This window comes from Niallia sp. Man26, from assembly GCF_022049065.2.
Classification (GTDB): domain Bacteria; phylum Bacillota; class Bacilli; order Bacillales; family Cytobacillaceae; genus Niallia.
In genome coordinates, this window is record NZ_CP095744.1 from 822,393 (window position 1) to 847,360 (window position 24,968).

A 24,968-nucleotide genomic window follows, 5' to 3' on the forward strand; every position below is an offset into this window, starting at 1 on the left:
TTTGTATACTAGGAGGAAAAAGTGGAGTCTGAAACATCTGAACAACAATTGGAAGAAACAAACGGAAAACAAACAAAAGCATACCTCTATAAAACTGTATGGAGATGGCATTTTTATGCCGGCTTAATCTTTGCTCCCTTTTTAATTATATTGGCAGTAACTGGATCTGTTTACTTATTTAAACCTCAAATTGAACAAATACTGTATCAAGACTTAAATGAGGTAACCATTAAAACGAAGAGAATACCTGCTTCTGAACAGCTAAATATTGTAAAAAACCACTATACCGGAGCAGAGGTTACAAGCTATCGGCCTGGAGAAAAAAAAACGCGTTCCAGTGAAGTCAGCATAACTTATCAAAAAGAATCACTGACCATATTTGTTGATCCGTATACAGGTAAGATACTCGGAGAATTAAACAGTAATGATCGAGTTATGGACTTAATCGAAAAAATTCATGGAGAATTGATGGCTGGAACTCTAGGTGACAGAATTGTCGAACTAGCAGCATGCTGGACTATAGTGTTAATAGTAACTGGAATATACTTATGGTTCCCGCAAAAAAAATTAAGAATTGCTGGCACTTTTATACCTCGATTAACTAAAGGACGAAAGACTTTTAGAAGAGATTTACATGCCGTCCCTGCTGTCTGGATTACAGGCGGACTTGTTTTGTTGATTTTGACTGGATTGCCTTGGTCCGGATTTTGGGGAACTAATTTTCAAGCTTTAGTTACCAATACAGGAGAAGGTTATCCTCCCTCTGTGTGGATTGGCGATGCTCCTGCATCAAATATAAAGACAAAGGACATTGCAGAGGTTCCTTGGGCAGCTGAAAATTTAGAAGTACCAGAGTCAAATATGGAAGGCTTTATTCCCGTATCCATTGATGATATAGTAGCCACTGCAAATCGGGAAGGCATGCATCCAAGTTATTCTGTTATTTTCCCTGCTTCTAAGGAAGGTGTCTATACGCTGTCTGCTTTTCCACCGAAAGCAAAAGACGAAGCAACCATTCATATCGACCAATATTCTGGTGCAGTGTTAGCTGATTACCGCTATGATAACTACGGTATTCTTGGAAAGATAATAGCTGTTGGTATTACTTTGCACAAAGGAACAGAATTAGGTTTCATTAACCAGCTCATTAGTTTACTTATCTGCCTTGGCACTCTTTTTGTAGCCTTCTCCGGTGTCTATATGTGGTGGAAGCGTAAGCCAAACAAAGGCCTTGGAGCTCCAAAGGCACCAAGTATAAAGAATATGAAAATCCTGCTTATCATTCTTATCGTGTTAGGTATTTTATTTCCATTAGTCGGCCTATCACTTATCGTTGTTAGGCTTATTGACTGGTTGTTGATTCAAAGGATAGCTAGTGTGAAAAGGTTATTAAATGCATAGATAATAATTCTGAAAAAAGAGCTGCACAGCTCTTTTTTCTTTATACCTTTGTTCCAATAACAATACTAACTACCTAATTAATAAACTAAAAAAAGATTGATTTACAGAAATATTGTCCATATAATAGGAAAATACAATTGATAATGATTTTCATTATTACTAATTAAGTAAAGGCTGACTTACTATTATGTTCCTAAAAAATAAGATTACTAGGTTTCATCATTTGTGGAGATTAGTTCTTTTCCTTGCCTTTATAGCTGGGCTGCTCGGCACTTTAATAGCAGCCGTGTCATTCGGAGCAAAAGACATTACCTTCCATACGGTTTGGACAACACTCTTCCACTATGATGCTTCGCTGACTGAGCAGCAAATCATTTATGAACTGCGGCTGCCGAGAGTGATTGGAGCTGCAATTGTCGGTGCAGCCTTTGCTGTTGCCGGAGCACTGATGCAGGGTGTAACCCGCAACCCTCTTGCTGATGCAGGAATACTCGGCATCAATGCTGGAGCGATGTTTATTGTAACTCTATGCTTTGCCTTTTTTCCAACAATCTCTTACTCCTTATTGATGGTTTTTTCCTTTATTGGAGCTGCTCTTTGCACACTGTTAATTTTTATGATGGGTGCGTCTGTGCCTGGCGGCTTGACACCGATGCGATTAACCGTATCTGGAGCGGTAATTGCTGCACTATTGCACTCTTTAAGTGCAGGTATCGCCATTTATTACGACTTAAGCCAGGACCTTGCTTTTTGGTACGCTGGCGGAGTCGCTGGTGTTAAATGGGAGCATTTAAGGGTGCTTGTTCCAGTTATTCTGATTACAATTTTCTGGGCAATAAGCATGGGACGCTCTATTTCGCTTATTGCGATAGGAAAAGAAACAGCTGTGAATCTCGGCATTAAGGTGAATCGGATTAAAGTGTTTTCCATCATTGCTGCCGTCATTTTAGCTGGGGTATCCGTTTCTGCTGTAGGTTCCATCGGATTTATCGGACTTGTTATTCCCCATATTGCCCGCAAGCTTGTAGGCACGGATTATAGATTAATCATTCCGATGTCAGGTATTTTAGGGGCTATCCTGTTAATGCTCGCCGATTTAGGGACACGGACTGTAAATCCTCCCCGTGAATTGGCAATTGGGATTTTAGTAGCTGCAGTAGGTGTTCCTTTCTTTCTTTATACAGCACGTAAAGTTGGGAGGGATTTATAGATGAAAACAGATTTGCGCAGCACAAAAACCATTTCAGTTGCTCTAGTGTTAATCATCATAAATATCATTGTCATCATGATCAGTTTAAACACAGGCTCACTGCGAATTGCGCCAACAGAAGTTCTTCAAACTTTGTTTGGATTTGGGGATTACAAAAATACACTAGTACTGTTTGAATACCGCCTTCCTCGTATCATCATTACAATTCTTGCCGGCATCGGCCTTGGTGTTTCTGGAGCTATTCTGCAGGGTGTTTCAAGAAATCCACTTGCAGATCCCGGCATTTTAGGATTACATGCAGGTGCTTCATTCGGTCTTATTTTGTTTGTTACCTATTTTCATTCTTTAAATGATAAAGCGGCATTGCTCATTCCATTATTCACTTTTTCAGGAGGTTTACTGGCAGCTGTTATTATCATTTTGCTTACATATGACCGCTATAAAGGGATCTTGCCAATTCGTCTTATACTTGTCGGGATTGCTATTTCTGCCTGCTTTAATGCGATCACCTTGTTCCTGTCACTCCGTCTTGATGAAGATACATACACTTTCGCTTCAAGATGGCTAGTGGGTAATGTATGGGGAAGAGACTGGATACATGTTATTGCACTTTTACCATGGATAGTGACATTAACCCCTCTCGGTTGGCTGCAAGCACGAAAGCTAGATGCCTTGTCTTTAGGAGACAATACAGCTGTTGGGCTCGGTGTTTCTGTTTTACGCTCCCGTCTGTACATGCTAGCTATTGCTGTTGCTCTTTCAAGTGCCAGTGTTGCTATGGTTGGAGGAATTGGTTTTATCGGCCTTGTCGCGCCCCATCTCGCACGCCGGTTAGTAGGGCCAAGACATCAGCATTTCCTCCCAGTCGCAGGGCTGCTTGGAATGGTCATACTCGTCTTGTCAGATACGGTTGGGCGTTCCATTTTTCAACCTAATCCAATTCCAGCTGGAATTGTCGTCGCAGCGATAGGTGGACCTTATTTTCTTTATTTATTAACAAAAACAAAGTAAAACAAGAAAAAGGAGAACAAGATGAAAAAGAAACTAGCTATGTTATTTACAGCAATGCTTTTATTAATTCTCGCAGCATGTGGACAATCAGCTTCAAATGATAGTAGCGAAAAAAAAGAGACCGAGGAACCGAAAATCGCTTCCCTCTCTATCCATTTAACAAATGATTTGCTCGCATTAGGAATAACTCCAGTCGGCTCTGTTGTCGGCGGTGAGTTAAATGATTTCCTTCCACATGTTAAAAATCAATTGAAGGATACAAAAAAGCTTGGTCCAGCAAAAGACCCTGATATGGAAGCTTTAATTGCTTTAGATTCATCTGTCATCTATATCGATGAAGGAATTTCAGGTGAGGATATTTCGAAATATGAAGACATTGCTCCAACAGTAAGCTTTAACCTTGATGAAGGAACATGGCGCGATCATTTAAATAAAATTGGTAAACTCGTCGATCGAGAACAGGAAGCAGAAGATTTCATCGCAGACTATGAGAGCCTCACAAATGAAGTTAAAACGTTAGCTTCAGATGAACTTGGCGAAAACAGTAAAGTAATGGCTATCCGAGTAACAGCCAAGGAGCTTCGTGTATTTACGACAAAACGCCCACTTGGCCCAATGCTATTCGAAGATTTAGGATTTAAGCCAGCTGCTGGCATCGAAGAATTAGATTCTACACAGCCATATGAAGTTATATCCCAGGAAGTCTTGCCTGACTTTGATGCAGATGCGATTTTTGTAGTAGTAAACAGTGATGATGAAGCACAAACTGGCTTCAAGCAATTAGAAGAATCTGCAATCTATCAAGGTTTAAAAGCGGTTAAAAACAAACATGTCTATGTTGTTTCTGATCAGCCTTGGCTTGATTACTCCGCCCTTGGCAACAAGCTTGCGATGGAGGAAGCGAAAGAGTTGTTTTCAAAATAAACATTAAAAAGGCTCTCCACGGCGAATATCACACTGGAGAGCCTTTTTTGTATTTACTTATACATTTTCAAATCCACAGAACCTCTCGCCTCTTCCATCTCTCTTTCCAAAAGCTGTTTATCCAGCAATTTAAAGAATGGCATATAAATAAGGAATCCGACAAGAAGCAATACAATCTGCAGGACCATTCCACTAACGCCGGAAACTAAGTATCCGCTGATAAATAATGGTGTAGTCCATGGAATGATAACACCGCTTGTTGCAGATACAAGGCCTGTGCTCATGGCAGTAAATGAAATGACAGCAGAGATTGGAGTCATTATCAGCCAAGGAATAAACATTATTGGGTTTAACACGATCGACAATCCGAAGATGATCGGTTCATTGATATTAAAGATACTAGCAGGCAATGCAAGCAATCCGAGTGTCTTTAAATGCTTTGATTTCGAGAACAATGTCATGCAAAGTGCCAATGCAATCGTAGAACCAGAACCTCCCATTTGCAGATAGATTTCCTTGAACTGCTTTGTAATGATATGAGGCAAATCTTGCCCCTGCTGGAAAGCATTTAAGTTCTCTGCAGATAAGCCGAGCCAAATCGGGTCCATAATAGCGTTTACAATTGCATTGCCATGAAGACCGAAGAACCAAAGAAGCTGACCGATTATCTCAGCTATAATAATGGAAATTAGACTATCACCTAAACCTAACAATGGCATCTGTACAATATGGTAAATAAATTGGTGGATATCCTTATATGGCGTAAAGCTAAAGCCAATTTGAACAGCAAGAACGATTGCTGCAATCAATCCAACAGGAATTAATGAGGAGAATGACCTGATTACTCCAGGCGGCACTCCTTCCGGCATTTTTGGTCCGATACCAAATTCATAAAATTTCTTATATAATCTAGTCGACACTAGCGCAATTAGAATCGACACGAACATCCCTTTCGTTCCAAGCCACTCTAATCCAAAGCTTCCGTCTGTCACAGTTGTTAAAATAATAAATGACATAACAGAGGACATGATTGGGAAAATAGGTTCCATATCCAGCTGTTTTGCATATTGATAAGCAACATTTATAAGTGTAAAAAGGCCAATAATACCAAATGTAGCATCCGTTACTTTCGTTAATGTGGACTGAAACTTTTCGCCGAAAATGCCAATCATCCATTCACTGTATCCTGGAATAGGCAAATAGGCAACCAAGAGAAATAAGGAGCCGATAATTAAAAATGGCATGATTGTGATCATCGAATCCTTTATTGCATTTAAAGGCTTATTGCTGCTTATTCTCGTTGCTAATGGTACTAGTTTACTTTCTAGTTTAGATAGTAAATTATTCATCATAATCCCCCCTCGGTAAGTTTCTCTCCTGCAATGATGACCATAGTCTTTCAACCAGTTCGTGAATAAGAATCATTAATGGCAGCTGGTTTTCTCTATCTACCGTTTTAGATGCAGACTTAATATCAAGATTATGGAATAAACCATAATCAGCAATTCTTGCTAGCGAAGAATTCTTTTTCGTAATCGCAAAGATTGGAACCTTATTAGTGACCTTTAGCAAATGCTGTGTCAGCAGATGATTTTCACCTGTATTGCTTATGGCAATAATGATTGATCTATTAGGAATCGTTTCCGAAACTTGTTTAAATTCATATTCATCTTCCACAATTCTTGTAAAGTAGCCTAAATTAGTCAGCTGCCTCGACAGAAAACTTGCAGCAATTGTACTTGCTTGTGTTGCATACAATATCACTATTTTCGTCTGTTCAAAGATATCAATGTTTCCAGGTGTGAAATCATTGTCAAACTCTTTTAAAAGCTGTTCAACCATCTGCAAGGTAGGATTCAGCTCCTTCATTTTTTCTTGTTTACTCTTAATCAAAAAATGCTTATATTCTACGATTCCAGTAAAACCTAGTTTTTTGCACACCCTAAAAATAGTCGGTTTACTGACAAACATCTCTTTAGCTAACGTATCTGCCGAAAGCTTAATCACCTTGTCAGGATTCTTAAGCATAAATTCATAGGCTTGCTTTTCAATTTCACTAAACTCTGCTAAGTTCACTCTGATAGACAAAGTTAATCATTCCTTTAAGAAGGTCTTTTAAATTTTTTTAAGAGAAATCATTATTTTTAATTGCCTCTTTCATCCAGTAACCAGACTTTTTAATCGTTCTTTCCGTATTTTCCAAATTTAAGGACACAAGGCCATATCGGTTTTTATAAGCATTCGTCCAAGACCAGTTATCAACAAAAGTCCATAAATGATAACCGAAGCAATTAGAGCCTTCGTCGATGGCTTTTGCCAGCCAGCCTAAGTGCTCCTTAATAAAGTCAATTCGGTAATTATCTTCAATGAAGCCATCATCATTTTTAAATCTTTCTTCTCCTTGCACACCCATGCCGTTTTCAGAAACATACCACTTGATATTGCCATACTCATTTTTTACACGCATAGCAATATCGTATAAGGCTTTCGGATATATTTCCCAGCCTCTGTATTCATTCATTCTTCTGTTTGGCATTTCATATGGCTCATAATACCATTCTGGCGTGAAAGGTGAAAATGGGTTCGGCAAACCATCCCTTGCTTTTACGCGCATAGGCTGATAATAATTAATGCCGATAAAATCTACTGTATTTTCCTTTATTGCAACTAAGTCTTCTAAATGATGATGAAACATACAGTCATGTTTCTTTAAGATGTTCAAATAATCAGGATGATACTCTCCTCTTACACATGGATCCATAAAAATTAGGTTAATAAATAAATCGGCCACCCGGCCCGCTTCCACGTCAGCAGGATTTTCACTGCGAGGTATTGGCGGCAGCAGATCAACAACAATCCCAATCTCACCACTATATCCGCCTTTACGGTATGCGCTTACAATTAACGAGTGGGCTAGCAAAATATGATAGTTAGCCTGAACATATGATTGCATGCTCATTTCATTTGGGTAAATAAGATTATGCCAATATGCTCCCTTTGTATAAGCTACAGGCTCATTAAAAGAAATCCAATACTTCACTCGATCACCAAACAGTGCAAATGCAGCTTCTGCGAACTTCACATAAAGATCGACAACATGTCTGCTTTTAAAGCCACCATATTTCTGTTCAAGCTCATAAGGCATATCAAAATGGAACAGGTTCATCATCGGCTCAATCCCATTTGCAATCATTTCGTCGATATAATGGTTATAAAATTGAACAGCCTCCTGATCAACTTCACCTGTTTCGAAGTCCTTTATCAATCTCGACCATTGGATTGACGTTCGGAAGGAATTCAAGCTCAGCTCCTTCATTATGCTCACATCTTCCGCATATTGTTCATACACATTGGAAGTCGTTTCTGGTCCAATCTTTTCATAAAATCTTTCGGAATCTTTTTTATACCAATAATCCCATATAGAATCATTTGTCTTTTGTTTATATCCTTCACTTTGAGGCCCGCTTGAAGCAGTTCCCCATAAGAAATCTTTCGGAAATTGTATTTTTGTCATGTTGTTGCACCTCCTATCAACACTATATTTTTCTGAAGGGACTTTGTAAATGTTTATAGAGCTGACTGTACTATCGTATTCTTTTTTGTACTCTCCTTAAATAAGGCTCTAATCTTTATCAAGTAAAGGAAGGTAATGAGGGTTTGTTAGCAGGTGATTTTGCAAAGATTGAAAGAGAGGTGTTAAGTACATCCATTCACAAAGAAAAAAGTTGCCTGTCTTGTATATAGGCAACTGGTTTATTTTATGATTTTTACGTCCAATAACTTTAGACAGGGAAATATAATTATTATAAACACTTTTTAATGTCGTTTATCGCTTGCAAATGAATACCTTCATGAAAGATGGTTCTAATTAACACTTGTTCTATTGTTCGCATTCCCATCTCAGTAGGGGGATATACTTCTTCTAATCGGCTTCCATAGTTCTCCATCAATTTAACAGGTTGTTCTTTCAGCAATTTTTTCAGTTCTAGATAAGAAGGCGTTTCAGCTGAGAAATGAACCGGTGTTGTTCCATAACCAAACCAATTGCGAAAAACATCAGGAACATCTGTTTTTTCCTTTGTTAGGGTCTCAATCCATAAGTATTGATCCAAGTAAATATGCCCCATATTCCATCTAATATTATTATTAAAATTATGTGGTACTATCTCAGCTGCCTCTGCACTTACACCATTTAAACTATCTAAAACATCTTCTCGGTACGTTTCTAACTGTTTAAAAAGAATCATATGGCGTTCCTCCATTTTTTCTCTCCTTTCTAATAAAGATATATTTATTATTCGGGACCTTTTACTTTTTCCCTTGTTGAATTTTTGGTAACAGCATAACTTCAGCTAACTGCCAAAAGAGCATTAATCTCCCTGGATTAATGCTCCCATTAGTTACATATCTTCATACTTTATGTTTTGAACTTCCCCGTTTTCCACTTTAGCCCATTGTTCAATCTTATTTTCTTTATTCAAGTAAAGCATGTATTCCAGATTACTTTCATCGTCCACTGGTTTTACTAAATACGTTCTCGTAGCTGCCCACCATGCTTCATGTGATTGTCTATCTACCACTGTAATCTCAAAACCCAATTTCGACTCTATTTGTTGGACTTCCTTGTATCTGTCCACAGACTGCCATATGAATAATCCTACTACCACAAGAAGGACTATTCCTATGGCAATAAACAACTTATTGCGCTTTGAATTATCTCTCCTGATTTCCGCCATTACAATCCTCCATATGTAATCATTAAAATCTTTCACTGACTCTTTTTAGTAAACCTTGGTTTACTAATGCTGCAAGCAATAAAAAGAACATGGATAGTAAAATACCAGAGGCCCCTTTATTCAGAGAAGCACATAAAGGAAACGTAATCGCTGCAAGCATGAACATTAATTTCATCATTTTTATGACCTTCATATTACATACGTTTAATCGCTTAAAAGAGTTCCAAAAACGTATAATATTGTAATATCTCTCATATCCCTTTCTTGCTTAGTTGTTCCAAAACTAATCAATCTGCCAAGCCTTTTTTAATAATTGGATGCCAATATCTATCTGTTTTTCCGATAGACCTCCGAAACCTAATAGAACACTAGAATTAACATTACTTCCATTTTCATAGTAAACAGATAAAGGATATACTTTCACACCTTCTTGTAATGCTGTATCTATTAATTCCTTCTCGGTCCAGTTATTATTTACCTGTAGAATAAGATGTAGACCTGAGTTTTCTCCTATAACTCGCACCTGATTATGAAGATGTTTTTTTATGGTTTGCATGAAGAACGAATGTTTTTTTCGATACAGTGTTCTCATCTTATTTAAATGGCTTTGCCAATAACCTTCTTTCATAAATCGATATAAGGTATCTTGATGAAGGCGAGATACCGTTTGTTTATACAGCAATAAATTTCCTTTATATCTTTCTATTAAGATTGGAGGAAGAACCATATAACTAATTCGAATGGAAGGTATTAAAGATTTAGAGAAAGTCCCCATATAGACTACCTTTCCCAGTATATCAAGTCCTTGTAAAGAAGGAATCGGCTTTCCTTCATAACGATATTCACCATCATAATCATCTTCAATAACATAACCATGAATAGATTCGGCCCATTCTAACAATTCCAGCCTGCGTTTTATAGGCATAATTATCCCAACTGGGAACTGGTGCGAGGGTGTTACATAAACTACATTTGCTCCACTATGTTTTAATTGTTCTATGTTAATACCGTCTGTATCTAGAGGAATTGAGGTAGTTGCTCTTCCCAAATCTTGCAGGACTTTTCTCGTACGATGAAATCCAGGATTTTCTAGTGCATATACCATATTGTCTCCAATTAGTATGGAAAGTAATGTCATAAGCACCTGTGTACCAGCTCCAATTACAATTTGCTCGGGAGTACATTTAACACCCCTAGACATATATGTGTATTTTGCTATTTCTTCTCTTAATTGTAATTCTCCTTGAGGGTTACCCATATTAAACAGTTCACCTTGATCTTCATATAAAGATTGAACAGTAGTTTTTTTCCACAAGGAATAAGGGAAATTTTCCACATCAACTTTTCCTGAATTAAAATCAATCTCAACATTTACACTTTTTTCACACCTAGTTAACGGACGCTTCTCGGCTTCAAATAATTTATGAGTCAGTTCGTCTTCTAAGACTTTTATATATAATCCTTTTCGAAGTATACTTTCCACAAACCCTTCTGCAATTAATTGCTCATATGCGGTCTGTATTGTATTGATGCTTAGCCCTAAATGCTCAGCTAATTTTCTTTTAGATGGAAGTTTCTCACCTGGTTTTATCCTTCCAGAACTTATCTCCTCTTTTATATAGTTGGATAATTGAATGTAGAGTGGTGATTTATTTTCGCTTTCTAATAATGGTGTAATTTCAATCATTACTCTTCTCCTCCACACTAACTGGTTCCATTAACTTTCTTGAATCTGATACTTTTGATTATATCAAGATATGTTTTAATATTAGTAAAAATTAAAGGAGAATGAACAATGCCGCAACAATCTTTTGAAATAAGAGAATTAGATAAGGAACACGAATGGTTAGAAGCCTTTTCCGTAATGAAACAATTAAGAACTCACTTAGATGAGAAAAGTTACCTTGAATTAGTAAAAGCGGCAGCGAAAAAAGATAATTATAGAATGGCTGCACTATTTATTAATAAGAATATAATTGCTGTTGCAGGCTTTATGCCTATGATAACTCTTTATAATGGCAGGTTTACTTGGGTTTGTGATTTAATAACGGATAACAACTACCGTTCTAAAGGATATGGAGAAGCCCTTCTAGAGTATATACAAAATTGGTCAAAGAATAATGGTTACGATATTGTCTCACTTTCGTCCGGATTAAAACGCATAGATGCTCACCGCTTCTATGAGAAAAAAATGAAGTATAATAAGGTTAGTTATGTATTCTTGAAAGAAGTTTAACAATAATAAATAGGAATAGACTTCTTAATTGAAGTCTTTCTCCTATTTATTACCTAATCACTAAATTCTTTTATTAATATTTCTATTTCCTTAACATCATAAAAGTCTCCATCACTGATGAATTTTTCTATTTCTACAGTACCATCCTCCATAAACTCAACTTCCCAACGTTGACCTGGCACGGCAATTTCAACTAAAACAGCATCATTCCTAATTTTATCCAGTTTATAAAATATATCATTTTGTTCTAATCTATTAAGGAAACGAATGAATTCCTTAAGCTCCATGAAATCTTCCTCCTTAGGCATAGATTCTCCTTTTTAGAATACTCCCCATGATACTTACAAGTTTATTACCTTACACATATTATTGATTTTCTAATTCCTCGTAGTTTATTTCTTCCATAAACTCTTCACTTCCGTCTTCTTTAACCATCTTAACTTTTACATCCTTAATAGAACTGATTGCATACCAAAACCTTTTATCCTCTTCCACTTGAATGATCTTTGCAGATTGATTGCCTGCATATACTTCAGTGATTGAATTATCACTTATTGCACCAGAATATATATAAGGTGGTTGGTTCATGGAAGACCATTTTACTGGGCTATTCCATTTTGCTCCTCTTGTTCTCTTCCATTCCCATTGCTGTTCTTCCTTCTCTAGATAAGCTATATATATTTGATCTCCTTGATGGTTATTATGCTCTTCGAACACTACAATTCCATCATTTTCGTGAACAGCATTTAACTCTGTATGAACCAGTGAATAGGAAAAATTTTTTTCATCTTTATGCATTTGTTTCATTTTTTGATGAAAGTATTCCTCAAGTGTTTGTTCAATTGAGCACCCAACTAAAGTAACGATGCATAATAATACTCCAGTACATATATTTCTCATCAAGTTGATCCCCCATAATTACTGTCTTTTTATCATTTTCATAATTAAACACCATAACCTTCAATATAATGCAAATTTATCCATTTTATATTCTATATTCTTTGGAATTCTCCTTCATCACAAACTTCCCATATTTATACTTAAAAAAAGTAAAAAAAGCATTATTCCTTAAGGAACAATGCTTTCTTAAAATCCTTGTCTACCAGCCTCAGTAAAAGGATTATCATTTGTACTAACTGCCTGATGTATTGTATCGTAAATTCTATTTCAATGAAACCTTCTAACTATTAAAACGTAAATAACACAACAACAATTCGGAGGTAATATATATGCAAAAATGCAGCCATTGCAAGCGCGAATTTAACTGGATTGCTCTATACAACTCCTTTCTATTTAACTATAAGCCTATTACTTGTACATACTGTGAAACCTCTCATAATGTCCGGTTTTTTTCTCGGCTTATAGCTGTAGCTATTTCCGTTGTTCCATTCTTTCTAATTTATTGGTTACTATTAGAATTTCTACACTTTAATTTTGGTTTATCCTTATTATTAGCACTCATCTCTTCTGTTTCCATTTCATTCTCCTATCCTTTTCTTGCTAAATATAAATCCTCCACATCTTGAGGATTAATCTTTTTAAAAGTCATTTCCCTTTTGGTTAAATCTATCTGTCACATAAAAAACTAAAAATATTTGTATTTTCAAAAAAATAAGGTAACATTTACTTATCCATACTAATAAAGGGGATTTTAAAATGATTGTTAGAGAGATAGAACAACAAGATAATGAGATAGTAGCATCCATCATCCGTCATTCACTTGAATCTGTCGGTTTGAATATAAAAGGCACTGCTTATTTTGACCCTTCCTTAGACAAACTGTCAGAGTATTACAATTCGCTAGAATCAGCTGCTTATTGGGTTGCAGTGCTTGATGGTGAAGTGGTCGGGGGCATCGGTATCGCTCCCTTTGATGAGGAAAGAGGCATTTGCGAGTTACAGAAGCTGTATTTAAGCCCTAAAGCTCAAGGGAAGGGCTATGCTAACCTTTTGATGGAAACGGCCTTAGACTTTGCTGCAAAGCATTATATAGCGTGCTACTTGGAAACTCGTCAGCAATTAAAGGCTGCATGTGCTCTATATGAAAAGTTTGGGTTTGAACTGCTTTCTGCACCTTTAGCCGGGTCTGAGCATTCTGCTATGGATGCCTGGTACATAAAGAAGTTTACATAAGCATCATAATCACGGCAGCTGCAACTAGTGCAGCTGTCTTTTACTTTGTTTTTATTCCGAAGAAATCCGAATCAATATCTTCTATTACAAACTCCTAGCATCCTTATTCCCTATAGGTAGTCTTTTGTCCTTGTTAAGTACAAAAAAAGCAGCCAATGGCTGCTTTCGATATTAATTATTCAACTTACTGTGTTTTCTCGAGTATAGGAAATATATGCTCGTTCCAATTGCCAGCCAAATTACAAAGGAAATCCAAGTGATTCCTGGCAGGCTGACTGCCAGTCCTATGCAAAGAAGTGCGCTGATGATTGGCAATACTGGTACGAAAGGTACACGGAAGGAACCTTTTAATTCTGGGAATTTCTTGCGCAATACGATGATTGCAATAGAGATCAGCGTAAATGCTGCCAATGTCCCCATGTTTACTAGATGAGCCAATGTAGACAAATCAACAAAACCAGCGATACATGCTGCAACAATACCTGTCAGCCATGTATTTTTAAATGGTGTTTTTGTTTTACTGTTTACAGACGAAAGCATCTTCGGCAGAAGACCATCACGGCTCATTGCATAGCTTAGACGTACTTGTGCATAAACCAAGGCAAGAATAACAGTAGTAATCCCCATTACTGCCCCGATAGAAATAATCCCTGCAACTGCATTTTGACCAACTGATTCTAACGCAAGAGAAACTGGTGCTCCAACATTCAGCTGTGTGAAAGGAATCATTCCTGTTAAAACAGTGGAAACAGCAATGTATAATGCCGTACAAATAGCTAGAGACCCAATTATACCAATAGGCATTGTTCTGCCTGGGTTTTTTACTTCTTCTGAAGCAGTTGCAATAACATCAAATCCAATATAAGCAAAGAATACAGTAGCTGCACCTGTAATGACCCCATCGAATCCAAATGGCATGAATGGTGTCCAGTTATCCGGCTTCACATACCAAACACCAACAATAATGAACAACAAGATTACGCCAAGTTTAACGAAAACCATGATATTGTTGAATTTAATACTTTCTTTTACACCTTTAGAAACCAAAGCAGTAATACCTAAGATAATAAGCATTGCCGGTAAATCGACAATTCCACCTTTATCTAATCCAGGAGCAGATGAAATACTTGCTGGAAGCACAATATTAAACCCTGCAATTAAAGATTGGAAGTATGCAGACCACCCTGTTGCCACTGCGGCGATTGCTAGAACATATTCCAACATTAAATCCCAGCCGATTAAAAAGGCAAAAAACTCACCTAATGTAGCATATGTGTAAGTATATACACTTCCTGACAGCGGCACTGCAGAAGAAAATTCAGCATAACAAAACGCAGCAAGTGCACAAGCTATTCCAGCAAGAACAAAGGAAAGAAGAATTGCCGGACCTGCACTTTCTGCAGCAACAACACCTGTTATTACAAAAATACCTGTACCAATAACACAGCCGACTCCCAAGAAGATGAGATCCATAACTCCCATCGTCCGATTCAGCATTTTATTTTGAGATTGTGAAATCATAGTATTTACTGATTTCCTGCGAAAAAGTTGACTCAAAGCTGTAATCCTCCCAAATTGAATATTAAATAATGTTAAAATTTTCAAACAATTATATCTAAAAATGGATATAGTCTATTATTTGTTTAAAATTTCACTTCGCTGATTATAAAAGCTAAAAACGCCTACTGTCAATGGCAGATTTTTTGCAATTTTTAAATGTATCTAAATAATGTTTTAACGCAATAATATTTTTAATTTATCCTATTATTTAAGTCAGATAACTCTATTTAAAAGAACTATGCTACTATAAACAATTACCAGTCTTGTGAAACATTTCGCATTCTATTATTAATATACCTATTTTCCTGTTTTTCCTATTAATCAAATCCTTCCGTACAGTTTTAAAAATGTTATTCTTATATAATTAATCTAATGGACTTTTTTTATCTTAATGTTTTTCGTAAAAACTTGAAATTTAAGATGGAATTTTAATACAAATAAAAAAAGGTGTACCTATATAGGTACACCAAAACTCCTAATTTCTTGGGAAATCTCTTGGAATTGAAAAGCCTCTGCCGATAATATCAGATGCATTTAAGAAAATAACAAAGGAGTTATTATCACTTCTTTGAATTAATTCTTTTAAGTATACCGCTTCTGATTGTTCGACCACACTGAACAGCAATGCTTTTTTCTGATTGCTGTATCCTCCTTCTGACCAAACCTTCGTGAAGCCTCTGTCGATTTCATTGCGAATTAAATCTGTGATTTTCTGTTCGTTTTCCGTCACTATTAAGACAAGCTTAGAAGTAGATGAACGAAGCTGAACCACGTCAATAGACTTTCCTATAATAAACATGGCAATCATACCATATAGGGCTCTTTCAAAGTCAAAAACGAACATGGCAACAATTACGATACAGCCATCAATTAAAAATTGCGAATAACCGCTTGATAAACGTGTGTATTTCTTAATAAGCTGTCCGAAAATTGTTGTCCCTCCAGTAGACCCTTTACCACGAAATACAAGACCAATTCCGATCCCGCTGAGGATCCCACCGTAAATGGAAGCAAGCAATGGATCTTCCACTGAGAACGGCAAATAAGATGTCAGCCAAATGAATGTAGGCAGCAGAACTGTTCCAATAAAGGTGCGGATGCTGAAATCTTTACCTAGTAGGAAATAGCCTAAAACAAAAGTTGGGATATTTATTGCCCATTGCACAATTGCTGGGCTCCAGCCATTCAATTTGTTTAAAATAATACTAATCCCAGCCACTCCTCCTGCTGTAATGGATGCAGGCAATAGAAATATATTAAATGCTAAACCTACTAAAAATGTTCCAAGAATAATTAAACTATAAGAACGAAATTCTTGCTTACTTTGCATGATGTAAAAATCCTTTCTAATACTGAATATAAGAATTAATAATAACCGAACAATAGATTTCCTACAATAGAGAAAAACAATGTCAGAAAATATAACAAATTAATAGACAATTTAGAAAAGTTTCAAAATGAGAAAAATCCTCTGTTGACTGAATTCAAAATTAATTATAAAATGGAGAAAATTAAGAAAACGAAACGCTAGGATTGGGAGTATTAAGGGATATTTATTGCTTAGAGAGCTGTCGGCTGGTGAAAGACAGACAATAAACTCCCCCAACTCGCCCAGGAGTGGTAAGGCTGAAATGTAAGTCTTAACGGCTGACTCCCGTAATCAAGTCGTAAAGTGGGTCTGTCTTATTTCAGGCAGATCAAAAAGAGTGGTACCACGAAGGCAAAGCCTGTCGTCTCTTATTGAGATGATAGGCTTTTTTTATTTTCTTTCAAAATTTCATGAGTAAATTAATTCAAAAAGGTGGTTGGCAGTGATGAAAAATATCGAAAAATATTCCAGAGGTTATTTCACCCCTCCCGTAACAAGTTTGAAATGGACAGAGAAGGAGTATATTGACAAGGCTCCGACATGGTGCAGCGTGGATCTTCGTGACGGAAACCAGGCGCTTGTTGTGCCGATGAGCTTAGAAGAAAAACTGGAATATTTTCAATTGCTGTTAGAAGTAGGCTTTAAAGAAATAGAAGTAGGCTTTCCCGCAGCATCTGATACAGAATACGCCTTTTTGAGGACACTAATTGAACAAAACCTAATCCCAGAAGATGTCACAATCCAAGTGCTTACACAGTCAAGGGAGCATATCATTAAGAAAACCTTTGAATCATTAGAAGGTGTGAATAAAGCTGTTGTGCATCTGTATAATTCCACTTCCGTTGCACAGCGGGAACAAGTATTCCAAAAAACAGAGGAAGAGATCATTGATATTGCTGTGACAGGCGCTAAGCTTTTAAAAAAATATGCGGCTGAAACAGAAGGCAATTTCAAGTTCCAATACTCACCTGAAAGCTTTACTGGAACAGAAATAGAATTCGCCCTAAAGATTTGTAACAGTGTGCTGGATATTTGGCAGCCAACAGCTGAAAACAAAGTAATCATCAATCTGCCTGCAACGGTTTCTATGTCCATGCCTCATGTATACGCAAGTCAAATTGAGTACATGAGCGAAAATTTAAGCTTTAGGGACAATGTAATCCTGTCTCTTCATCCACATAATGACAGAGGAACAGGCGTTGCAGATGCTGAGCTTGGGATGCTTGCAGGTGCTCAAAGAGTGGAAGGCACATTGTTTGGAAACGGTGAAAGAACAGGTAATGTTGACATTGTTACACTAGCATTGAACATGTATTCCCATGGAATTGATCCACAGCTGAATTTCGATAACATTCCTAGCATTCTAGAAAAGTATGAGAAATTGACTAGAATGACGGTTCATGAAAGACATCCATACGGCGGTGAGCTAGTGTTCACAGCGTTCTCCGGTTCCCATCAGGATGCTATTGCTAAAGGGATGAAATGGCGTGAAGAAAAGGAACGCGACTATTGGACAGTCCCTTATCTTTTAATTGATCCAAAGGATATCGGCAGACAATATGAAGGAGATATTATCCGAATTAACAGCCAATCAGGCAAGGGCGGAATCGGTTATATACTTAAACAGAATTACGGCTTGGATCTGCCTGCAAAAATGCGTGAGAGCTTTGGATATGCTGTCAAAAAAGTTTCAGACAGCCTTCATAAGGAGCTTATGCCAGATGAAATTCATAACATATTTATAGAGGAATATGTCAATATCAGCTCGCCTATTGAGTATATCGAGTATAGATTTTCACAAAATGACAGCTATGACACAACCGTGTCAGTTAAACAGAATGGAGCTGTACAGGAATTCAGCGGTACAGGAAATGGCCGACTTGATGCCATCAGCAATGCCCTTCAATCTTCGTTAGGAATCCAATATAAAGACCTTGTTTATACAGAGCATGCCCTAGAAACAGGCTCTGAATCGAAAGCAGTTTCCTATGTAGGCTTTGCAACCGATAAAGGCGCTATTTATTGGGGATGCGGAATTGATGCTGACATCATGACTTCCTCCATTAAGGCATTATTCAGTGCCGTTAACAAAATGGTTAGCAGTGAACAGCCTGCAACAAAGCAAGGATATTCCTTGTCGAACAGCTAAGTGAAATAAAAAACCCTGCCTTTTGAACTGCGCCCCAATTGTTAGACACATCTAACAATGGGAGGCGCAGTTTTTTATGGCAAAATATACATCAGAGGAAAAATTACAAGCAGCACTACGGTACTTAGAAGGCAAAGAAAGCTCACATGAAATTGCTAAAACTATTGGAACAGACCATAAAGCAATTCTTAAATGGGCGAAACAATATGAGTATAACGGTGTAGAAGCTTTTATTAAACGGTATACAAATTATTCAGCACAGTTTAAACTAGACGTACTAAATTACATGATTGAACATGGTACGTCCTTTATCGAAACTGCGGCTATATTTAATATAGCTACTCCATCTACACTTCGAAGTTGGAACAAACAACTTGAAACAAAAGGATTCGATGCCCTTCAATCAAAGAAAAAGGGGCGTCCATCCATGAAAAAAGAAACGAATAAACAACCAAAACAAACACCAGTAGAAGGGTCAACAGAAGCACTTCAAGCACGTATTAAGCAACTTGAAATGGAAAACGAGTATTTAAAAAAGTTGAATGCCTTAGTTCAAGCCAAGGAAACATCACCAAAAAAGACAAAGTAAAGGTCATCTATGAATTAAGGCATAAATACTCGGTGAAGGCACTTGCCAAATTTGCACAGATTCCACGTAGTACGTACTATGACTTAGTGAAGAAATTAGATCGACCCGATCTAGATGCCGAGTTAAAAACCGAGATTCAAGCGATTTACAACGAACATGAGGGTCGTTATGGGTACCGACGAATTCGTGATGAACTCGCAAATCGTGGGCGAAAAGTGAATCATAAAAAAGTTCAACGCATCATGAAAACCCTTGGTTTAAAGTGCATAGTCAGAATGAAAAAGTATAAATCATATAAAGGGACAGTCGGTAAAATCGCATCTAATATTTTAGACCGTAAGTTTACAGTTGAAGTCCCTAATACGAAGTGGGTAACCGATATTTCAGAGCTTAAATTATTTGGTGAAAAGCTCTATTTATCACCTGTTTTAGACTTATTTAATGGGGAAATAATTACATACACAATTGGTCATAGACCCACGTATTCCCTTGTTTCAGAAATGTTGGAGAAAGCATTAGAAAAGTTACCAGAGGAACACCAATTACTGATGCATTCCGATAAAGGGTGGCATTATCAAATGAAACAATATCGTCACGCACTTGCATCAAGAGGCATTGTGCAAAGTATGTCTCGTAAAGGAAACTGTTACGACGACTCAGTTATGGAGAATTTCTTTGGAATTCTTAAATCGGAATTCCTCTACTTAAAGGAATTTGAAAGTATGGAACATTTTAAATTGGAACTTGAAAATTACATAACGTATTACAACACAAAACGCATGAAGGCAAAATTAAAAATGAGTCCGATACAATACCGAACTCATTTTATACAAGCTGCCTGACGAAATAACCGTGTCTAACTTTTAGGGGTCACTTCACTTTGTGTGGGGTTTTTTTATGTTTATTTAGATTATGTTAATATTATGAAGTGTAAGGGTACGTATTGAACCCCTACATACTCTCATGTTAATGTTAACAAAAGTGTATCTAAGGAGGAACATATGATAAAAGGTATCATCTTCGACTTTGACGGGCTTATTTTTGACACAGAAACACATCAGTATCATTTATTGCAAGAGCTGTTTGCAGAACACAGCTGTGAATTGCCATTAGAATTATGGCAAAAGGAAATAGGCACACACACCGATTTTTCCCCATACGTATACCTGGAAGAGCAAGCTAAGAAAAAACTGGACTTAGCGGTAATAGAAAGTACCTTCAAAGAGAACTTTTTGAAAAAGCTGGCATCAGAACAGGAGCGACCAGGAGTAAGAGATTATCTGGAAACAGCCAAATCAGCAGGCTTAAAAATCGGCCTTGCATCCAGCTCCAATTATGAGTGGGTTTCAAGTCATTTAAAAAGATTAGGTCTATTTGATTACTTTGACTGTATCAAAACCTCTGATGATGTAGAAAAAGTAAAACCAGATCCAGCACTTTACATAGAAGCAGCCCGCTGCCTGGGATTGGAGCCGAAAGAATGTATCGCATTTGAAGATTCAGCACACGGAGCGCAAGCTGCAAAAACAGCAGGCTTGAATATTGTCATATTCCCAAACGAAGTAACAAATGCCATGCAGTTCTGTGAAGTGGATTACCGCTTTGATTCCATGCTGGCAATGCCGCTTAGTGAATTGGTTAGTAAGTATAAGTAATAGAGAGCAAAAGAGGAATACCCCCATACAGGAGGCTATTCCTCTTTTTCCATACCAGTTAAATTTCTTTAATCACTATTTCCTTTTCTCTATTAACAAAAAAGTGATAAAGCGCACCATAAAGATTAGCATCGTTTTGAAACTTACAGACTGTAATGTTAGGATTTGCCATATGGAGCGGGTTCTGTTTTTTTATTTCCTCTAATGCCCATTTTGTTCTTTCAATAAGTATTGGCTGTGCGCTGATACCGCCGCCAATCGCAAAGATTTCCGGGTCTAATATATATTGCAAGTTTAATATTTGAGAAGCAAGATAAATACAAAATCCATCAAAAATAGCATTCGCTTCTTCATCTTGGTTGATGATGTATTCAAATACCGCTTCACCGTCCGTTGGATCGTCCAAATTCTTTGCTTCACCAATACGGCGCACCATTTGCACTGCCGAACAATCAGAGCCAAAATATTGGGCTTTTCTTGTTTCCATGTTGATTTTATCCATTACAAAGCTCATTTCACCTGCTGAGAGATTAACCCCTCGATGCAGCTTGCCGTCAATAACTATACCTCCGCCTACACCGCTGCCAAGCACTAAGACAACTGCATCCTTAGCACCATTAATGCTTCCAAGCCATAGTTCAGCTAATGCCGCACATTTACCATCATTTTCAATGGTAACATCCTTTCCATATCTATCCCCAATTCTTTTCGCTAGATTCACTTCATGAAGAAACGGGAAAGATCCACCATGATAAATCGTGCCAGTCTCTACATCCACTGTCCCTGGACAGCTGACAGCAATTCCTTTTACTGCAGATAAATCATGATTATCCAAGATACTGAACAACACCTCTTCAAAATCAGCCAAATTCGTACGAGGCATTGTTTTTTTCCCTTTAGAAGAAATATTTCCTGCAGTATCCATCAACGCATATTTAACAAATGTTCCACCGATATCTAGTACGAAATACATGTATAATTCTCCTAGTCTTTTTTAATAATTTTTAGTTTATCAGAATAGTTGAAGTACTATTATATTTCGCCATAGAAATGGATTTTTCCTTTTTTAATGAATAGGCATTTTACTATTACTCATTCCTTCCCTAAAGCTAGGACTCATACTAAAAGTGCGAACACTTATAACCTAATTCCCCTATTCAAAAGCTATATATTTATCATAAAAAACACCTTGTGTTGTGAAAAGATAAGGACTAAGCCAAAGAAAACTTATCCTAAAGTAAAGCAACTTATAATTTATTTTTGTTTTTTGAGGTAATTTTCCTATTCTCCCTTTATATAAAAAATGTTTTTGTCTAAATTAAGAACAAAATATACAAATATCCAAATTTTGATGTAAGTTTTTGATTTTTATAGTAAGTTATTTCGTTAATTCAGGAAATTTGCTCTAAAACCCTTTAAGAAAAACAACCCTTCAACAAATATTCAAACTTGTTCGTCCATATTGTGAACGATTACACAAGTTTATTTTAGACATGTTCAGATTAATATATGATTGTTTTGTAACATCAAAATATTTATAAAAGGAGTGTGGATTAAACAATGTCAAAGTTTGTAATTTCTTCTGCTCTCGCCCTTGGATTATTAGCAAGTTCAGTAAGTGCTACTGATGTATAAAATGAGGATGTTGAAGGACCAGCAATCACCTTAGAGGACGAGTCTAGTATTAGCAACAGTGCTTCAGCAAGAGCTGTTTCTTCAGGTAAGGGAACTTTAACTGGTTCCAATCCATTAGGACTTAAACCTCGTGCTTCTGCTTCAACAACTGTTAATAGCGGTACAGCTTATTTTTTAAAGGCTAAAGTTAATAGTAACAATAATGGTACTTCTACAAGTTCAACCGGATGGCATAGTTTAAATAATACTAGTAAGGTGAGTACTTCAAAACTAGTAGCCTCTACAGAAAAAGCTACTTTCCACGGATATCATGAATTAAAGAAAAAGAAAACATCATCGTTAGAAACAGCTAACACAACTTTAAAATTCTAAAATTAAAAGCTACAGACATTTCTGTAGCTTTATTTAACGGAAGGAGATGTCGTTGATTAATTTTCTATTTAGAAAAAAAACATTTTTTTTAGCTTTATTACTTTTAATTGTAGTGATTTTTTTAATTATACATTTAAATTTGTCTAAAAATTCAGAACGAAGAGAAGAAACAGGCAATATAAAGATTTCTAATGTACCTCAAGATAGCTTAGACCTAGGCGTAGGTTATTCACTAGAATTAAACAGTCTAGTCATAGAACAAGAAAGCCAAGTATATGGAACCATTGTAATGGATAGCCCGCAAGATAAATTAGAAGTTCACTTTGACAATCGAGGAAATACTGGTAACTATATTTTAAAAGTATTATATGATTACGAAGAAGTCGCTTTTAAAATTGATAATAAAAATTATCAGAGCTCATACCCCTTTCATTTGGAGACAGGTAAATCAATTAGGTTTCCAATTGAGCTAGCCTCAAATATAACTGCAGATAAGCATTTACATAAGCTATTAGTGGCTGTCTATGCATCTCCTGAAAAAAATGCAAGTACAATTGAAGCCATGACAAATGAATATGGAATGACCCTAGACTATGAGATTACTTTTAATAAAAGCAATCAATCGTTTAACTCTAATAAGGAGTATACTTCTCCTGAAAAAAAGATAAAAGCTGAATATCAAGGATTAATGGTAAATGAAAATTTTAATAATTTTAAAGAAATATTATATCCGCCATACAACCTAAAAGCCAAAAAGGGTGAAAAAATTAAACTAGCTTATAACGCTGGAAAATATCCAGAGGCAAAGGATTATTTAATTATCAGTATGCTGGATTGGAAACAAACAGAGATGAATGGTGCACCTTATTTATTTATAAAAAATGATCCTAATTCTATTGATTATGGCACATTTTTTATAAAAGCTCCGGAAAAAGAGGGCTTATATGAATATTCTGCAGTTATTGTGCCGGATCCCTATAAACATAAAAATGAGGTGATTTTTTCTACGATAGACACCGGTTATCGTTTTACGATAGAAGTTGAATAGTGTGAACATCCGTGATATTAAAAAAGAATTCACCCAAATAAGTGAATTCTTCTTTAACATCTAGTTATTTGTCTGTATCGATTTCTCAGCTAATTCTGCCAGCTCTTGAGCGGTTTTGCTCATTTCTTGCATGGTTGCAGAGAATTCTTGAATAGAACCAGCCTGCGTATCTGTTAATTTATTAATATTATTAAACGCATTTCCCAGGTCTTTAATTAAGTTCTGAATGGTTTTTGTAATATCGTTAATTTGACCAACATTATCTTTAGAATTAGTGGCCAGTTTCCTAATTTCATTTGCTACAACTGAGAAGCCTTTACCAGAGTCTCCGGCTCTGGCTGCTTCAATTGCAGCATTTAGGCCTAACAGGTTGCTCTGGTCTGATATTCCTTTTACTACAGTCGATATGTTTCCAATTTCCTCAGCACTGTTGCTTACTTGGCTTATTTGAGAGGAAACTTCTGTTACTTGTTCAGAAAGCTGGGAGACAGATGTACTGATTTCCTCGATGGATGCTGCTGTCTCTTCCACAATAGCCGAAAAACTTTCTGCCATTTCATAAAGCTGGTTTGCCTTCTCTAGACTTGTCCCTAAACCGACTCCCCCTATTACTCTTCCATTCTCGTCATGTAAAGGGATGGCTCTTGCTATCAATGGAAAACCAAATAATTCTTTCTGTACCATCGCCGCTTTGGCTTCATTACGTCTCACTGCCTCTGTAATGATGTCACCTTCCGCTAATGGATCGCCAGGAGTTACATTCAAAGAAAAACTCTTACCAGGCACATTCATTAATAATTTTTCCGTATCATAAATTCCGATAGTGATATCGTCTTGGACTAAATTATTTAAATAAGGTGCTACTTTAATAAAAGCCTCCAGCAATTCAGAAGTTACAGCACCTTTATTTTCCTCTTTTACATCTATCATTTCTCCACCT

At 36.7% G+C, this 24,968-nt stretch carries 25 protein-coding genes and 1 other annotated feature; of the genes, 11 read left to right on the top strand and 14 right to left on the bottom strand.

Translation table 11 applies throughout. The features are described 5' to 3' along the window. Nucleotides 1-21 precede the first annotated feature (21 nt). The 4 genes from L8T27_RS23590 (at nucleotide 22) to L8T27_RS23605 (ending at nucleotide 4,546) form a co-directional block, all read left to right on the top strand. The gene (locus L8T27_RS23590) at nucleotides 22-1,401 is read left to right on the top strand and encodes a PepSY-associated TM helix domain-containing protein (RefSeq protein ID WP_481858864.1); all 1,380 of its coding nucleotides are present in this window, start codon (nucleotides 22-24) and stop codon (nucleotides 1,399-1,401) included. A gap of 187 nt (nucleotides 1,402-1,588) precedes the next feature. Continuing rightward, nucleotides 1,589-2,611: a FecCD family ABC transporter permease gene (locus L8T27_RS23595; RefSeq protein ID WP_233318226.1), complete on the top strand. Its 1,023-nt coding sequence runs from the start codon at nucleotides 1,589-1,591 to the stop codon at nucleotides 2,609-2,611. After that, nucleotides 2,612-3,622 (top strand): FecCD family ABC transporter permease, encoded by a 1,011-nt coding sequence (locus L8T27_RS23600; RefSeq protein WP_237943322.1) that lies wholly within the window; start codon nucleotides 2,612-2,614, stop codon nucleotides 3,620-3,622. Nucleotides 3,623-3,643: 21 nt separating this feature from the next. Beyond that, complete coding sequence (locus L8T27_RS23605) at nucleotides 3,644-4,546, top strand: ABC transporter substrate-binding protein (protein ID WP_233318230.1); 903 nt, start codon at nucleotides 3,644-3,646, stop codon at nucleotides 4,544-4,546. Nucleotides 4,547-4,599: 53 nt separating this feature from the next. Here L8T27_RS23605 and L8T27_RS23610 read toward each other — a convergent pair whose 3' ends face one another. The 7 genes from L8T27_RS23610 to pdxR form a co-directional block, all read right to left on the bottom strand. Next, complete coding sequence (locus L8T27_RS23610) at nucleotides 4,600-5,898, bottom strand: PTS sugar transporter subunit IIC (RefSeq protein WP_237943324.1); 1,299 nt, start codon at nucleotides 5,896-5,898, stop codon at nucleotides 4,600-4,602. Beyond that, nucleotides 5,888-6,634 carry a MurR/RpiR family transcriptional regulator gene (locus L8T27_RS23615; RefSeq protein WP_233318234.1) on the bottom strand — a complete coding sequence of 249 codons (747 nt, stop codon included), beginning with the start codon at nucleotides 6,632-6,634 and terminating at the stop codon, nucleotides 5,888-5,890. Before L8T27_RS23615 ends, L8T27_RS23610 begins: the two co-directional genes overlap by 11 nt. A 37-nt stretch (nucleotides 6,635-6,671) precedes the next feature. Next, a complete protein-coding gene (locus L8T27_RS23620; RefSeq protein ID WP_237943326.1) occupies nucleotides 6,672-8,060 on the bottom strand; it encodes a glycoside hydrolase family 1 protein in 1,389 nt (462 codons plus the stop codon). 289 nt (nucleotides 8,061-8,349) lie between these two features. Next, entirely contained in the window at nucleotides 8,350-8,808 is a 459-nt protein-coding gene (locus L8T27_RS23625; protein WP_237943328.1) for a DinB family protein, read from the bottom strand. A gap of 138 nt (nucleotides 8,809-8,946) precedes the next feature. Next, nucleotides 8,947-9,282 carry a hypothetical protein gene (locus L8T27_RS23630; RefSeq protein WP_233318239.1) on the bottom strand — a complete coding sequence of 112 codons (336 nt, stop codon included), beginning with the start codon at nucleotides 9,280-9,282 and terminating at the stop codon, nucleotides 8,947-8,949. A gap of 22 nt (nucleotides 9,283-9,304) precedes the next feature. Continuing rightward, on the bottom strand, nucleotides 9,305-9,460 hold the full coding sequence (locus L8T27_RS23635) for a hypothetical protein (RefSeq protein WP_237943331.1): 156 nt from the start codon (nucleotides 9,458-9,460) through the stop codon (nucleotides 9,305-9,307). Between the two features lie 105 nt (nucleotides 9,461-9,565). Further along, a complete protein-coding gene (gene pdxR, locus L8T27_RS23640) occupies nucleotides 9,566-10,969 on the bottom strand; it encodes a MocR-like pyridoxine biosynthesis transcription factor PdxR (RefSeq protein WP_237943333.1) in 1,404 nt (467 codons plus the stop codon). Between the two features lie 108 nt (nucleotides 10,970-11,077). On the opposite strand from pdxR, the gene L8T27_RS23645 reads away from it, so the two are divergent. After that, nucleotides 11,078-11,518, top strand: coding sequence for a GNAT family N-acetyltransferase (locus L8T27_RS23645; RefSeq protein ID WP_233318243.1), 441 nt, complete (start codon nucleotides 11,078-11,080; stop codon nucleotides 11,516-11,518). A gap of 53 nt (nucleotides 11,519-11,571) precedes the next feature. Here L8T27_RS23645 and L8T27_RS23650 read toward each other — a convergent pair whose 3' ends face one another. Next, a complete protein-coding gene (locus L8T27_RS23650; protein WP_237943335.1) occupies nucleotides 11,572-11,805 on the bottom strand; it encodes a hypothetical protein in 234 nt (77 codons plus the stop codon). A gap of 79 nt (nucleotides 11,806-11,884) precedes the next feature. Further along, entirely contained in the window at nucleotides 11,885-12,418 is a 534-nt protein-coding gene (locus L8T27_RS23655; protein ID WP_233318247.1) for a hypothetical protein, read from the bottom strand. A 329-nt stretch (nucleotides 12,419-12,747) separates the two neighbouring features. Between L8T27_RS23655 and L8T27_RS28985 the strand changes: the two genes are divergently transcribed. Together L8T27_RS28985 and L8T27_RS23660 are read left to right on the top strand one after the other, a co-directional pair. Further along, the gene (locus tag L8T27_RS28985; RefSeq protein WP_396953812.1) at nucleotides 12,748-13,044 is read left to right on the top strand and encodes a TIGR04104 family putative zinc finger protein; all 297 of its coding nucleotides are present in this window, start codon (nucleotides 12,748-12,750) and stop codon (nucleotides 13,042-13,044) included. Nucleotides 13,045-13,174: 130 nt separating this feature from the next. Then, nucleotides 13,175-13,651 (top strand): GNAT family N-acetyltransferase, encoded by a 477-nt coding sequence (locus tag L8T27_RS23660; RefSeq protein ID WP_233318249.1) that lies wholly within the window; start codon nucleotides 13,175-13,177, stop codon nucleotides 13,649-13,651. A 171-nt stretch (nucleotides 13,652-13,822) separates the two neighbouring features. Here the strand turns inward: L8T27_RS23660 and bcaP are convergent, their stop codons facing one another. Next, nucleotides 13,823-15,208 carry a branched-chain amino acid transporter BcaP gene (gene bcaP / locus L8T27_RS23665; protein WP_233318251.1) on the bottom strand — a complete coding sequence of 462 codons (1,386 nt, stop codon included), beginning with the start codon at nucleotides 15,206-15,208 and terminating at the stop codon, nucleotides 13,823-13,825. 478 nt (nucleotides 15,209-15,686) lie between these two features. Beyond that, nucleotides 15,687-16,541: a YitT family protein gene (locus L8T27_RS23670; RefSeq protein WP_233318253.1), complete on the bottom strand. Its 855-nt coding sequence runs from the start codon at nucleotides 16,539-16,541 to the stop codon at nucleotides 15,687-15,689. Nucleotides 16,542-16,731: 190 nt separating this feature from the next. Continuing rightward, nucleotides 16,732-16,952 (top strand) — a binding site (T-box leader). 73 nt (nucleotides 16,953-17,025) lie between these two features. Here L8T27_RS23670 and L8T27_RS23675 point away from each other — a divergent pair. The 3 genes from L8T27_RS23675 to L8T27_RS23685 all read left to right on the top strand — a co-directional run bounded on the left by L8T27_RS23675 (nucleotide 17,026) and on the right by L8T27_RS23685 (nucleotide 20,973). Beyond that, a complete protein-coding gene (locus tag L8T27_RS23675; protein ID WP_237944195.1) occupies nucleotides 17,026-18,729 on the top strand; it encodes a 2-isopropylmalate synthase in 1,704 nt (567 codons plus the stop codon). A 76-nt stretch (nucleotides 18,730-18,805) separates the two neighbouring features. Beyond that, nucleotides 18,806-20,160, top strand: a protein-coding gene (locus L8T27_RS23680; RefSeq protein WP_237941805.1) for an IS3 family transposase whose coding sequence is annotated in 2 segments (ribosomal slippage) — nucleotides 18,806-19,259 and nucleotides 19,259-20,160 — 1,356 coding nt in all. Because the reading frame shifts where the segments join, the coding sequence is not laid out codon by codon here. Between the two features lie 159 nt (nucleotides 20,161-20,319). Continuing rightward, complete coding sequence (locus tag L8T27_RS23685) at nucleotides 20,320-20,973, top strand: HAD family hydrolase (protein ID WP_233316945.1); 654 nt, start codon at nucleotides 20,320-20,322, stop codon at nucleotides 20,971-20,973. Nucleotides 20,974-21,031: 58 nt separating this feature from the next. On the opposite strand, the gene L8T27_RS23690 is transcribed toward L8T27_RS23685, so the two are convergent. Continuing rightward, nucleotides 21,032-21,946: an ROK family protein gene (locus L8T27_RS23690; RefSeq protein ID WP_237943337.1), complete on the bottom strand. Its 915-nt coding sequence runs from the start codon at nucleotides 21,944-21,946 to the stop codon at nucleotides 21,032-21,034. 580 nt (nucleotides 21,947-22,526) lie between these two features. Further along, nucleotides 22,527-22,718, bottom strand: coding sequence for a hypothetical protein (locus L8T27_RS23695; RefSeq protein ID WP_233316947.1), 192 nt, complete (start codon nucleotides 22,716-22,718; stop codon nucleotides 22,527-22,529). 314 nt (nucleotides 22,719-23,032) lie between these two features. On the opposite strand from L8T27_RS23695, the gene L8T27_RS23700 reads away from it, so the two are divergent. Beyond that, nucleotides 23,033-24,028 carry a hypothetical protein gene (locus L8T27_RS23700; RefSeq protein ID WP_237943339.1) on the top strand — a complete coding sequence of 332 codons (996 nt, stop codon included), beginning with the start codon at nucleotides 23,033-23,035 and terminating at the stop codon, nucleotides 24,026-24,028. A gap of 60 nt (nucleotides 24,029-24,088) precedes the next feature. Here L8T27_RS23700 and L8T27_RS23705 read toward each other — a convergent pair whose 3' ends face one another. Further along, nucleotides 24,089-24,958 (bottom strand): methyl-accepting chemotaxis protein, encoded by an 870-nt coding sequence (locus L8T27_RS23705; protein WP_237943341.1) that lies wholly within the window; start codon nucleotides 24,956-24,958, stop codon nucleotides 24,089-24,091. Nucleotides 24,959-24,968: the final 10 nt, after the last annotated feature.